Genomic DNA, 13,061 nt, shown 5'->3' on the forward strand with positions numbered 1-13,061 from the left:
CGACAGGCTCGTGATGCTCGACGTCGTCGTGCTCGCAACCGAATAGAGCTGGCTGCCGTTGATCGCGTCGGTGCTGGTGGCCGTGACGAGGCCCGCCGCGACGTTCTGGATACGGCGTTCCGAGCCCGACTGCCCGACGCTGACGACACTGCCCGCCGAATTGGAGCCGGCGAAGTTGCCGAATGTCTGACCGCCGATCGTGGCGTTGCTGACGGTGGTGGTGCCGCCGGACGTCGCCGTTGCCGCACTGGTCGTCAGCGCGTTGTAGCCGAGGGCGACCGAGTTTGCGACGCTTGCGGTCGAATTCGAACCGAGTGCCGTGCCATAGCTTCCAGACGCCACGGCCGCCGCGCCGACCGCGACCGCGCCGGCGCTGCCGCTGGCCGTCGAGCCGTTACCGAGCGCGAGTGCGTCCGTGCCGGTAGCCAGCGACTTGGCGGCGAAGCTGCCGACGTTACCGAGCGCGATCGCGCCGGTACCGTTCGCGGTCGCGGCGTTGCCGATGGCGATCGCGCCGTTGGTGCCCGTTGCCGACGCCGAGCTGCCGATTGCGACGGCGCTGTTGGTTGCCGTGCTGCTGTTGCCGAGCGCGACGGAACCCGTGCCGCTCGCCGAGTTGCTGTTGCCAAGCGCGATGGCGCCGGAACCGTTCGACGTGTCGTTTGCGCCGATTGCCAGCGCGCCCGTGCCGGTGGCGCTGTTCGGATCGCCGATCGCAACGGCGCCGTCGCCGGTCGCGACCTGGCCTCGGCCGATCGCGACCGCGCCGCCGGCGGCCGTGGCGCCGTTCGCGGTGGTACCGGACGAGCCGATCGCCACGTTCCGGCCCGTTGCGCCGGAGACGACGCCGTCGCCTTGCGCGATGCCGTACGCACCATTGACGGTCGCACCGCGACCGACTGCGATTCCCGACGTGGCGGTCGACGCGACGGACGATTGCCCGCCGATCGCGATACCGTCCGAGGCGGCCGATTGAGCGCCCTTCGTTGCGTTGCTGCCGATGGCGATCGAACCCGCACCCGAGGCGAGCGTCGAGTTGGCCTGCGACAGCGGCGTCGTACCGTCGCCGCCCGCGCCGCCGATCGCGACCGAGTTCAGCGCGCTGGCCGTCGAACCGAAGCCGAGGGCGGTTGCGGCGGCGCCGCTGGCGGTGGTTTCGAGACCGGCCGCGACACCCCAGAGGCCGGCCGACGATTGCATACCGGTGGCGACGGCGCCGTTGCCGGTCGCCTGCGCGAACGAGCCGTATACCGTGACACCGGTCCAGCCATTGCCGTTGGAGTTACACCCGGCTACGACCGAATACGTTCCGGAGCCATCGCCAGCCTGGTTTTGCGTGCCACCCGGGTTGACGCGGCCGACCGCGCCGTTGCTGCCCGTGAAGCAGGTCTGCTGTGTGTTGAGCGTGTTGGCCTCGGCCAAGCCGGGCAGACTGATCGCCAAGGCCGCGACTGCTGCCACCACGACGGCCGACTTGTTCGGCTTGCCCCGTGCCGAATCGTGTTCCGATGCCGCGACCCAGGCGCCAAGAGCTTCGTTCCAGATCGAGCGGTATGTGCGGTTCATGTCCTGCTACCTCCAAATGTGCACGCCACACACCGGTCTCTTTTGTTAGAGGATTACTCCGTGCGCTCGCGCGAATCTCAAAATTGATGGGCGGAGTTTATTGGAGGTGGATTTTAGAGATTGACAAACAGTGATAAATGAAGGGATTGGAAAGTTAAAGAATGGTTAATGAGCCGTGTTTTGATGTACTGGGGAAGAATGAATTTGAAAGCTGTAAGAATGTGTCGTGTCGGGTTTGATTTTTTCTTGAGCGCTCTTTGTTTTCATATAAAAATCAAGAACTTACATTGGTTTTGTGCGCCAGGTTACACATCGGGATGCTCCAAAAGTAAGACAAATGAAATAGCAAACGTTTGCGAGCGACCAAATTCTTTCATGATTGTAATGTCTATTGGTGTGTTGGTTGATAATGCATTTTCCATATTATTAACCTGTTAATAAATTTTCTTTTGTTGAGTTTGTTTTTCTATTTATGGATTATCAATTAATTGAATTTATCTGATGCGGGGAGCGTTGGATTATGCTGATTTGCGCATCTTGTCCGGCGCGGGCGCCCGTGTGACGGGCGTTCCGGGCCGCCCAGCTGCACGAAGTTGTAAAAAAGTGCTACAGGGCGAAAAATGAAACGGTCCGCGTCAATTTATCGGATTCGTCCTATTGACGATTGCGCTGGCATCGGTATCAAGGGGGAATCGGCACGCATGCGGGAAGCTGAGCGGACGCGCTCGCGGCGGGGATTTCAGGGGATGCCGACAGGTCGTCAAAGACCGCGGGTCGGTGTCGAACCGGAGGCGGTCGAAATGTCAGATCCGGGGTGCGGCAATTTGTCAGTCATGCCGAGGACGGCGCGACGTGTCGAAGAAAAATAGGGATTGATCGAATGTATCGGACGCGCCACAGTCGGCCCACGGGCGTGGACCGAACCGGGCGCTTGCCGCCTGACCCGCGGCAAGCGCCCGACTTCACTTCTTCAGAAACCGCAGCGCGAACCGCGCCATCCGCGGCACGAACATCGGGCGCAGCAGGCGCTTGTCGTAACCGGCCATCCGCCGGTCGTTCTCCACGAGACACAGCTCGATCAGCTCGCGCGGGTTCAGCGCATCGCCGATGTCGGCGGTGCCGGTCGCCGGGAAATTCGCGTCACGGGCTGCGCCGTCGGCATCGATGCCGCGCGCGATGCTCATGCGGTCGCGGATCAGTTGCACCCACACGGCCGCCACCCGTGCGAAGAACCACGGCCGGCGCCACCACGGCATCGTGCGCCAGTACCACGCGTACCAGTTCACGAAGAACAGGATGTGGCGGCCTTCTTCCTGGATCACGGGCTCGAAGGTCTCGACCAGCTCAGGCGGGAAATAGCCGGAGCGCTGCGCGGAGCGGAACAGGCCGAACGCGAAAAAGCTGTCGATGCATTCGCTGAAGCCCGTCATCATCCACGACCATTCGGGATCGGTCGGCGCCGGGTAGGCCGGCTCGGGCGCGAGCCGGATGCCGTACGCCTCGACCAGCTTCGACAGCACGACCTTGTGGCGGGCTTCCTCGCCGCCGTCCATTTCGAGCGCGCGGCGCAGCAGCGGATCGTCGACCGTCGCGGCGTAGGTAGCCACGCGGATCGACGCGCGGCCTTCGGTTTGCACGGCGATGTCCCAGATCGGCAGCGACGTGAGCCGTCTGAGTTCGGCCGGCTGGAGCGCCGGCCAGTCGATCACGGCCGGCTTGTACGGGTTGTGTGTGTCGAGCAGCATCCGACAGAACATCTGCTTGTGCGCGTCGGAACTGATCCGGACGGGACCTTGCCTCTCGAAGGTCCAGTTGCGCATCGCGTGATCTGCGGCTGCATGCTCTTCCTGCAGCGTGTCGGTCATGGCTATTGTTATGCGATTACGGATCGAAAGATTCTTGCACAGCTTCCGTCATCGCGTATTTTCGAGCGGCCATGTGCACGTGTCGTTTGTCGCTAAAGCCGAGCGGATTGACATCTAAGGCGAGCGAGAGGGCTCCCGTGCGGTAGTGAATGTCGCGCCCGGCCTCTCGGTAAGCCCACTGCACACGCGCACAAGACCCCCTAGATTCCCGGTGACGTGACGAAAAAGGTCACAGAGTCAACAAGGTGAGCCCATGTGATTGGATAGGGGGAGGCTCCACATTCTCGCGGGGAAGCTTTCGAGAACTGTACCGGGCGGCCTTTGGGCCAGCCCCAGGGAGGAACCGGGAGCCTCCCAAAACACACACCTGATTCATGAGATGCACCCAATTAGATGAAGAGACCCAGTACACAGCAAACTACGTGCGGGGGGAGATGCTTAGGGCGTCCCGTATTCGCTCTCCTGATCTTGCAAGACCGATGCGCCGTCGCGATACTTAACTCAACGCAATGAACGTCGGGGGGAGCAAATGAGTGTCGCGACAAAACCGCAGGCAACCAATGCAGTAGACAAGAGTGTTGCGGCCAAGTGGTCGGCGCCGTTGGCGAAAGCGGGATGGACTTCTTTCCCGAACATCATTTTCGAGCGTCAGCAGGCGTTGGGCCTTACCCCGCTCGATATCAATATTTTGATTCACCTCGCTGGCTACTGGTGGAGGCCCGGAGAACATGCACGCCCGTCTAAGGGTACTTTGGCGAGGGCAATCGGTGTAGCTCCACGCACAATACAAAAGCGAATTGCGGCGATGGAGGCTGCTGGATTCATCAAACGTATTTACCGCACGACGAGCGTCGGTGACAACGACACGAACGAGTATGACTTGAGCGGTTTGATCAAGGCAGCTAAGCCTTTCGCCGAAGAAAAGATCGCGGAGCGTGAGCGGAGGCAGAAGGAACAAACCGACCGCTTGACGCGTAAGAAGCCCTTGGCAATCGTCAAAGGCGGGAAGGCATAAGCAATACGCAGCATAGCTCAAGAGGATAGAGCGCTGATGCAGAGCCACTCGCGGACAGTGGTTGTACGACGGCTGGGTGGTACCTTCATCGTACGCATTAGTGATCTGGGTTCAAATCCCGGTGCTGCCCCTTTTCTGAAAAGCGCGTGGCGACGGCCACGCGCAGCGTGGTAATACGTAACATTTCCGCAGCGTAGCTCAAAGGATAGAGCGCCGACGCTAGAACCACTCGCGGAGAGTGGGTGTACGACGGTTGGGTGGTGCCTCCATCGTACCGCGTCGGAGATCCGGGTTCAATTCCCGGCGCTGCTCCCTGCTTTCACTGCGGTGCAGATTGCAGAGGATCCGCAACCGTCTATCCGTGACACGTGAACCCGATTGGTTGTCGTTTAGCTGAGGGTGGTAGCGCCAGCGTGGCAATACATTTTCCCGTCGCTAGCGCGACCGCGAACGCATCGATCACAATGCGGTGAAGTTTGCGCAGATCCAGGTCTGTGCGTTCCGCAAGGCCAGTTGCTCCGCCTTCTTCGAGTTGTATGTGCTTCCCTGTGGAGCGTTGCAAGTGGTCGATCTTCGCAAGGATGATCTGCATTCGCTGTTCCGGATCCGGTGTCGGAATATCGAACACCTCGACACGACTTAGAAGGGGGAGCGGCACCCGGTCAAGATCATTCGCCGTGAGCACAATGATTATTCGGCTTGCATCAAATTCCATGCGAAAGAACGCGTCGTAGAACGCTCCAGCTGTATCTGCCTCGAGGAGGTCTAGCAGTACAGGAACGACAGGGTAGTTGCTACTGCTTCCGATCTTGTCTACTTCGTCGAGTATCAGTACCGGAGCTGCCGAATCCCCTTTGGCAAGGACTTCGAATATCGCCCCGGGTCGCGCTTGGCGCCATCCACTGTCCCCGCCCACGAGTTGGAAGCTTGCCTGAGCGCTTCCGGCGGACCACTTTCGCATTGGCACCGCGAGCGCCTCCGCGAGCTTGGACGCGAAATGCGTTTTACCAACGCCGGGTTCGCCCATGAGCAGAATGGGGCGAACGCGAAACTCTCTGCTGCGCACGGCACTTGCGAGCACGAGATCGACCATTAGTTTTCCAATGGGCTCGCTCAGGTTGGCGAAGCTCCCGCGCGCAACGTCAAGTCTCTTCAGTGCCTTTTGAATATCGGGAAGCTTTCGACAGCCATCGTTGCTGCCGGCCTTCTCAAGCAGCGGTCGTGCGCACTGCTGTTGACTCGCGTCGGCGCCGTCCAGAGCAGCGTTTGCTTGCTCAAGTGCATCTGGCGAGAATATTTGGACACGCCGAGCCCTAGGCCGACGTGAAGGCTTGTTTGCTATCGGCTTTGCCGTGAGTTTCGATTCGGAGTGTACCGGCGATTGCGTTGGCTCAGAGGCCATTCGCTGAATCTCTCGGATCGCAGCAAGCTCATCGTGCGTGCTCTGTGGAACGAGTAGTCGCCGCGAATCGCGACACTGGATCGTTGACAGATCACCAAGTGGGGCAAATCCCGCAGGACATTCGGCATGTTGTTTCGATACCGACATGACGGATTCTCCAAATGCGATGTAGCGGCCTGGTAGCCACGACATCCAAACCGCCTTCGTCGCGGTTTGGTCCGATGCTGAGAACTCAGCAGTCAGTTCGCATCGAATTTCGCACGGGGCGTGCGAATGCAAGGCTGCCGATCCCGACCGAACGGATCAGTTCATGCCAGTAACGAATACTGATGGCAGCCATGGAGAAGGTCACGTGGTGTTGACGAGTTACTTCCGTGTTATCCAACGATACTGCACCTAGGCCAAAGATGGCTAGGCCGATTTGCAGAAAATTGCCTTTCGCGAAGCACTGGCCATGCCGTGTAAACCCGAAAAGTAAGGGCTACGGGTAATCATGCGGCTGTCGGGTTATGACTAACCCGACGTGGAAATTTGACAACACTCCACTTGGCGATGCCGCATGACAGTCGTACCCCAAATACAGTGCTATTGAAGGAACAGGCTCGGCGTGGAGGTGCATGCGACATCGGGTTCGATGCGCCGGTAGTTACGGTTCTCGATGAAAAGTGTAGGTAAATATATCTGTTCCACATTTATAAAGGTGAGTGGATTCCGGTGGATAAAAAAACAGATATTTTTTTGAATTGTAGTATTTATTTTGGTGTTTGACGTCGAATAGTCGCTGAGATAACGTATTCGAAATTGTCAAAAGCGAGTTCATTTATGCTCGTTGCACGAACGCAGATATCGTTCGCTGACTACCTCACTGCAATCCGCCGTCGCAGCGGGCAGCGGCAGAAGACTGTCGCTCATCGAAGTGGCATGGACCCCTCGTACCTCGCGTCCCTTGAGACTGGCCGCCGGAATCCTCCGTCGTCGGAGGTGATAAACCGTCTGCTGGATGCTATCGATGCGACAGAGGAGGAGCGGCGGCAATTGCATCGGTTGGCGTTTGCTCATGGCCTCCAATCCTATGTGGACCATCGAGCACCACCGGATTGGCCGCAAGAGGGAAGCGAAATTCTGGCAGCAGTCCCCATGCTGTCTGCAACCCAACTCAGATGTCTTTCGTCGATATTGAAGGCGGTCGCAGATAGCGACGCCCCGGTTACCACGGAGGAGCCCATGTAAACGAGAAACGGCGAGAAAGACCCTTTCGAGTCCCCCCGCCGTGTGTACCCAGCAATGCCGCACTGAGCACGTGAGAGTTTTCAGTATGTGGCCTCGCTGGTACGCACGTCAAGGGCTCTTTTTGCTCAAAAATACGGGAGCGAAGGAAATGGAACTCCGTGCTCCCATAAATGGAGCAGAGATATGCCATTTGCAGCCAGGCGCAGGCCAGCATCGCGCGACCACGATAGTGCCGAGTGGGGCGATCTCAATTCTTTGCCCGCTGACAAGAAGAACAAACAACCGGCGCGGTCGATCATTTCCGTGGTGCCACATCGAATCGTTGGAGGGTTCGACCTACCAGATCGGGCGCCATATGCGCTCGAGTGGGAGTCATATCTGGAACGAGTTTGTTACGCAACTTTGGCGATGTCGCAGGACGTCGAGTGGATGGCATCCCAACCGGATGAGTTGCAGTATGTACTGGATGGGGTGCCGCGCCGGTACTACCCGGATCTATTTGTTCGTTGCGGCAGCGGCGAATACTACGTCGAGGTGAAGCCCCTGGCTATCCTCGTCCGAGACGACAACTTGTGCAGATACACAGAAATTGCGCGAAAGCTGCGAATCAAAGGGAAAAACTTAGTTTTCCTTACAGATGAGCAGATTCTTTCCAAGAAAGAGCGAGTTGAGAACGTCATGCTGATGCGTCGGTACATCAGCGGTGTACTCGACGAGCAGCGCAGCAGTACCGTTGTCCAACGCCTCTCGGACGGTGCTCTATCTATCAGCGAACTGACTGAGTGTTGCGAGGTGAGTATCCGAGAGATCTACACGATGGTCGCGAGGCGATATCTGACTATCGATTGGGACCAAACAGTCACACTCCGATCCAGCGTGACGACACCCACATCCGACAACAAGGGGCTTGCGTTTGAGACGCTTATCAATTCGGGTCGGTTTTATCCTCTTCTGGCACAACTCGCTATGGGTCATCGACCGCAGGATCAACGAATGTTGGAGCTTGCGAAGATTGATGGACAACGAGGCCGTACTTCTGAAGGACCATCAATTGTTGGAGGTTTTCCGAGCGAAAAGAGCAAAAGTCGTATCTACGAACCCGACGATGTACTTCGAAACTCTAGCTCCCGACGAACTGCTCGAAATCGAACACGCTCTTCGAGCAATCTGCAGCGAAAAAGGAGAGCGTAATGAGAAATTTCATCATAGCGAAAGGACTGGTTATAAAGTGGAAAGGGGCGGTATATGAATACATCTCACGTGCGACAGGCACTTTCTACTTTCGAGACGTTCTAACGCAGGCCGTTATTCAGGTTGCCGAGGTTGAATTCTGGGGTGAATTTAGATCGAGAAAACTCTGCATAGTAGAGGCGACGTCGACGCCCACACATTTACTCTACGAGGAAAGAGGTTCGGATGGAGGTGAAAATAATGATAAAAATATCACTCAGTTGGCTGAAAGGTGGCAAGAAGATGCTGATAGAAAGGCATTTTACATGGGCGAACTGAATCGCCGTGGCATAACGTGTGGGCAGCGTACGCAAATGCGTGCGGTGCTCCGTGAAATCGCCAAAAAATTGGGAGACTTGGAAAAGCCGCCCGCTGCTTCGACGGTAGGAAAATGGATGAGTAAGTTCGAGGGCTCCGGTCGGGACATTGCGTCCGTTGTGTCAGGCTTCGCTACGAAATCTCGCCGGAAGTCGACGGGGCCTGACCATGAAGATATTATCCAAACATCAATCGACGATCATTACTTATTGCCGACGAGGCCGTCAAGGACGAGCTCGTACCGGTGGTACCGGTGGAGCCTCGAGGCAGAGAATCGCGAGCGACTATCGGACTCACTCGATCCTCTTGTACCCATCTCATACCGAACATACGTGCGCCGCATCGACGAGCGCCCAAAGTATGAAGTAGATGTGGCCCGATTCGGAGCTCAGGTTGCAAAGCGGCGCTACACCATGATCGAAGGGCATCTGCCAGCGAGTCACCCGTTGGATTACGCCGAGTCCGACCATACGCCGCTCAACCTGTTTGTTATCGATGACGAGTCATATCTACCACTAGGTAAACCGTGGCTATCGGCAATGAAAGATCGGTTTTCTGGAGTGGTACTCGGTCTGTATCTAACCTTTTCTCCCCCCAGTCTACAAAGTACATTCGGGCTACTTCGACATTCATTGGAAGGTCACCATCTAGCGACGCTCAAGTGGCCGGATATAGAGAATCCTTGGTTGTCGTCCGGACTCGCTGCGACATATGTTTCCGATCGCGGATCGGACTATCGCTCACTTCGATACCGGATGGCCATACGAAGCCTTGGTGCTGAATATCAGTATTGTGAAGTCAGAACTCCATGGCACAAAGCATCAATCGAAAGATTCTTTGGAACTGTCGAAACAACATTTCTTGAGAGTCTGCCAGGAAAAACGTTCCGTTGTCTTGCGAACCGTATGGATTACGATTCGTCTGGAACCGCGGTGATACGATTTTCAGTTCTTGTATATCTGCTTCACAAGTGGGCTGCAGATTTCCACAACGTATTCCCCAACAGTAGATCCGGTGCTCGTCCTATTGATCTGTGGAACGAGGGGATTATTACTGCACCTCCCAGTTTACCAGCTAATCTAGATCAACTGGAAGTAGTCCTCGGCAACGTGGCTTCCAGTCACCTCTCGAACGTCGGTCTGCGATATGAAAATATGACTTATTCGGATAGCTATTTACGCGATTTGATGAAGGATCTCGGTCCAGGCGCGGTCGTTAAATTTTCAGTTCCGGATAACGATCTGGGGGTTGCATACGTGCTGGACCCTCGGAGTAACAAAAATATCCCGATTCCAAATACGCGGCCGGATTATGCGAACGGACTTTCACTATTTCAGCATAAATGGATGAAAAAAATTTGCCGAGAAAAATATAAAAAATCATCTATAGATGGGCTAGTTTCGGTAAAGGCGGAAATCAACGCGAGAGTTAGAGATGAATTGGCGGCGAAGAATACAAGATCAAAGACGACGCTGGCTCGCCTTGCGGGTATCAACTCTCAGGCTACTTTGAGTGGCGAGGGTAGAACAATTCTCGATCCATTAGCACCATCCAGGGCTCGATCCGATTCGACGACCGAAGTTGTTAGTTCAATTTCCGATATTCGGCGGCCGCGTTGGGATGTTATCTGATGATCGCGGTGTGGGCCTAATGTCAGCGTGCGGAGGATTGCTCAATGGATGTCATCGAGCGCGATCGAACTTTATTCGAACCGCCTTTCGTTTTTAATAAGGAAGTGAAGAAGTCGCCACATGAAGTGCGTATGGAGGCATTGGCCAGAAGTCCACTTGAACGTGCAAAGTACGTAGAGACGATGCTGATTAGAACAGCGGAGTTCGAGCAAGCTCAGGCGACCATTGAATCTTTAATGCAACGCTCTGAGGCACTATCCTGTCCCGGGGGATTATGCATAATCGGTGATGGAGGGACGGGGAAGAGTTTTATTAGTGAATATTTTGTTAGGCGTTATCCAATTGAAGAGACGGCGTTGCGTACCTTTTGCCCCGTCCTGGCGATGCAGTTTTTTGCCACGCCGACTCCGCGTAAGCTGGTCGCTGATTTGCTGACGGCACTCGGGTATCGATTTGTTCGCGATGACATACCGCTAAAAAAACTGACTCCGATATTACTTAAAGCATTAATCGAGTGCTCCGTCAAGATAATCATGATCGATGAGGCTCATCATTTAATTCCTTCGTCTGGATCTCGAAGGAATAAGGAGCGGCTGGGTGGTGAATTGGGTGATGTCGCCAAAAATCTTTATGATAAATGTAAATTGCCGTTTGTTTGGAGCGGTAGACCCAGTTTGGGAGATTTGTTTGATGCAGATAAGCAATTTAAAAGTCGATGGCCGGGAACCATCCGACTCGTAGAGTACAAATATGACGACACGTGGAAAATTTTACTTGATGTGATCGACGAAGCGCTGCCGATGGAGCGGAAGTCCGGCCTCGAGGAAGCCACGCGAGCCGGCTCTATTCATCAGATTACACGTGGAAATTTTAGAATCTTGAAGTCCTATTTGAGTGAATGCGTGCGCCTAGCTTGCGCAGATGGCAGGCAGTTCATTACGCCTGATCACTTTGAAAGTGCAAGATACGCACTATCACTTTGAGTGCATCGTGAGGTAACCGTGAGGCTAGATCCCACACCATTTTTCTCTGTCACCCCATATTGTGACGAATCTGTTGGCGGATATATGTTGCGCATTTCCGAGGTGAACTTGGGATGGTCAGCGCAGCATCTTCTTCAAGCAGTGTTTGGTAGCAAATCCAGATTCACTTTCGAAAAGGCAGGCGCCCTTGCAGATTTCTGTCGATCTGATCCAGCTTCTGTCTGCGAGCTTTCCGGGTATTGGCGACTACGTGATGGTATAGATGAAAGCATGATAGGCGAATGGTGGATACCTAGAAGACCGCATGTGGTGCGTTCGTGTTCGGCACTTTGCCCGGTTTGCCTTGATGAAACTCCGTACTCGAAAGCGATATGGGACGTTGCGTTGGTCTCTTGTTGCCCATGCCATAGGACTATGCTCGTCGATAGATGTCCGCAATGTGGATTGCTGGTTAGTATTCGACGAAACAAAGTGTGCCAGTGTCGATGTGGTCACGACTATCGATCTATAAAGCCGGTACTCGTATCTTGCGATGCAGTCGAGATTGCGCGCGACATTCAGAATGATATTTGGAGAAACGCTGGATCGGATTTATTATCGGAAATTGATGTGGTGAACAAGATTTCCGCCCAAACCAATTTGTTGTCTACTTTACAATACTTCTGGTTCTTCGGTGCAACCTTCCCTACGCTCGTTGCGGGTATTCCAACTCGCGGCCAAAGCACGATGAGTAAGATTCGAGCAATTTCCGTTTGTGACGAGGCGGTGAAAATTATGCGTGATTGGCCGGGGTCTTTCTTTTATCGATTAGATCGATTGCATCGAACGCGTAGTCGTCGAGATGCTGAAATGGTCGATAGAGTGCTTAGGGCGGTGTGGGCGCAAATTGTCGCACTAACAAGTCGTGGCGACGTAATTGATATGCGAGGTGCTTTTGTGGCTTATGTGCGTTCGTATGTAGCTAAAAAAGCGAGAAATAATTCTCTGAAAATTTGCCTAAATCAAAAGGAGTTGCCATTTGGCTAATCGACTTTATAAACTACGTAATAAAACTTTCGCATTATGGGGCGGAAGCGCAAAGGCCGATGTCTATCCGGCCCCGCGATTGATAGGGTCCCCTTCTATTGTGCCAGATGAAGCGCTAAGCGGATGGATTCATCGCGTATGCATGCATCATGGGATCAAGCCAGGCAGTTTGATGCGTAGGTGGGGATTCGAAGCTCCCACATCAGCTCTTGATTTCTATCCGATCGGTCGGCCTATTCTGCTGAGAATTGCCTCGACTACGATGTGCAATATGGAGGACCTCGATGAGGCAACGTACCTCGATCACACCATTCTAGGGAAATCGAGATTTTCTTGTTTGACTAACGATTTTTCTGAATCTCGCCCAATATATAGATATTGCCCTTCTTGTTTGAAGGGGGATGAAGTTTCTCACTTCAAAATCTCGTGGAGGTTCGCGTATAACTTTATATGTGAAATCCATCGTTGTCCATTATTCGACGCTTGTGTGTATTGCGGGAGGAGGGTCGATTTAACTTGGAAATTCCCGTGCAGACCAGGTCAAGTGGCGATATGGGAGACTTCATTTTGCTACCATTGTACGACACCCTTGCATACGGCACCGTCTAATCCGATTTGTGATGAGATCGCAAATCAGATGATCGTATTCCAGCGATGGTTTCATGAAAGGGTTCGAAGGGGAGGAGTATCGGATCTCGGAATACCAGAGTTAGCGCCGATGTTCGTTGGGCGTTACCTCAGAAGTATCCCATCCGAACGTTCGTCGATTGTGCATTACGTTGGACTCGATATGGA

General features: G+C 54.6%; 10 protein-coding genes, 1 tRNA gene and 1 pseudogene. 9 read left to right on the plus strand and 3 right to left on the minus strand.

What is annotated here, in order from left to right; genetic code table 11:
* Both AP428_RS16150 and AP428_RS16155 read right to left on the minus strand, forming a co-directional pair.
* A partial coding sequence (locus AP428_RS16150) for a YadA family autotransporter adhesin (protein ID WP_265096723.1) occupies positions 1 to 1,566 on the minus strand: 1,566 nt, incomplete at its 3' end.
* Positions 1,567 to 2,528: 962 nt separating this feature from the next.
* Positions 2,529 to 3,431, minus strand: a complete 903-nt coding sequence (locus tag AP428_RS16155; protein WP_011546967.1) for a hypothetical protein — start codon at positions 3,429 to 3,431, stop codon at positions 2,529 to 2,531.
* 529 nt (positions 3,432 to 3,960) lie between these two features.
* Here AP428_RS16155 and AP428_RS16160 point away from each other — a divergent pair.
* Both AP428_RS16160 and AP428_RS36745 read left to right on the plus strand, forming a co-directional pair.
* Positions 3,961 to 4,446, plus strand: a complete 486-nt coding sequence (locus AP428_RS16160; RefSeq protein ID WP_011546968.1) for a helix-turn-helix domain-containing protein — start codon at positions 3,961 to 3,963, stop codon at positions 4,444 to 4,446.
* Positions 4,447 to 4,633: 187 nt separating this feature from the next.
* A tRNA-OTHER gene (locus tag AP428_RS36745) sits at positions 4,634 to 4,758 on the plus strand.
* A gap of 43 nt (positions 4,759 to 4,801) precedes the next feature.
* On the opposite strand, the gene AP428_RS37435 is transcribed toward AP428_RS36745, so the two are convergent.
* Positions 4,802 to 5,539: an AAA family ATPase gene (locus tag AP428_RS37435; protein WP_226292168.1), complete on the minus strand. Its 738-nt coding sequence runs from the start codon at positions 5,537 to 5,539 to the stop codon at positions 4,802 to 4,804.
* 1,131 nt (positions 5,540 to 6,670) lie between these two features.
* On the opposite strand from AP428_RS37435, the gene AP428_RS16170 reads away from it, so the two are divergent.
* The 7 genes and pseudogenes from AP428_RS16170 to AP428_RS16195 all read left to right on the plus strand — a co-directional run.
* The gene (locus AP428_RS16170; RefSeq protein WP_011546970.1) at positions 6,671 to 7,078 is read left to right on the plus strand and encodes a helix-turn-helix transcriptional regulator; all 408 of its coding nucleotides are present in this window, start codon (positions 6,671 to 6,673) and stop codon (positions 7,076 to 7,078) included.
* Between the two features lie 183 nt (positions 7,079 to 7,261).
* Entirely contained in the window at positions 7,262 to 8,269 is a 1,008-nt protein-coding gene (locus AP428_RS16175) for a hypothetical protein (RefSeq protein WP_011546971.1), read from the plus strand.
* Positions 8,269 to 10,257 carry a DDE-type integrase/transposase/recombinase gene (locus AP428_RS16180; protein ID WP_011546972.1) on the plus strand — a complete coding sequence of 663 codons (1,989 nt, stop codon included), beginning with the start codon at positions 8,269 to 8,271 and terminating at the stop codon, positions 10,255 to 10,257. Before AP428_RS16175 ends, AP428_RS16180 begins: the two co-directional genes overlap by 1 nt.
* Before the next feature lie 44 nt (positions 10,258 to 10,301).
* On the plus strand, positions 10,302 to 11,240 hold the full coding sequence (locus AP428_RS16185) for a TniB family NTP-binding protein (RefSeq protein ID WP_011546973.1): 939 nt from the start codon (positions 10,302 to 10,304) through the stop codon (positions 11,238 to 11,240).
* 84 nt (positions 11,241 to 11,324) lie between these two features.
* A pseudogene (locus tag AP428_RS37440) lies at positions 11,325 to 11,600 on the plus strand (hypothetical protein); the annotation flags it as partial.
* 252 nt (positions 11,601 to 11,852) lie between these two features.
* A complete protein-coding gene (locus AP428_RS37445) occupies positions 11,853 to 12,266 on the plus strand; it encodes a hypothetical protein (protein ID WP_226161401.1) in 414 nt (137 codons plus the stop codon).
* 100 nt (positions 12,267 to 12,366) lie between these two features.
* On the plus strand, positions 12,367 to 13,061 hold a 695-nt coding region (locus tag AP428_RS16195), incomplete at its 3' end, for a TniQ family protein (protein ID WP_054928335.1).

The sequence above is a fragment of the Burkholderia sp. E168m22 genome, from assembly GCF_001319805.1.
In the GTDB taxonomy this organism is placed as follows: Bacteria; Pseudomonadota; Gammaproteobacteria; order Burkholderiales; family Burkholderiaceae; genus Burkholderia; species Burkholderia orbicola.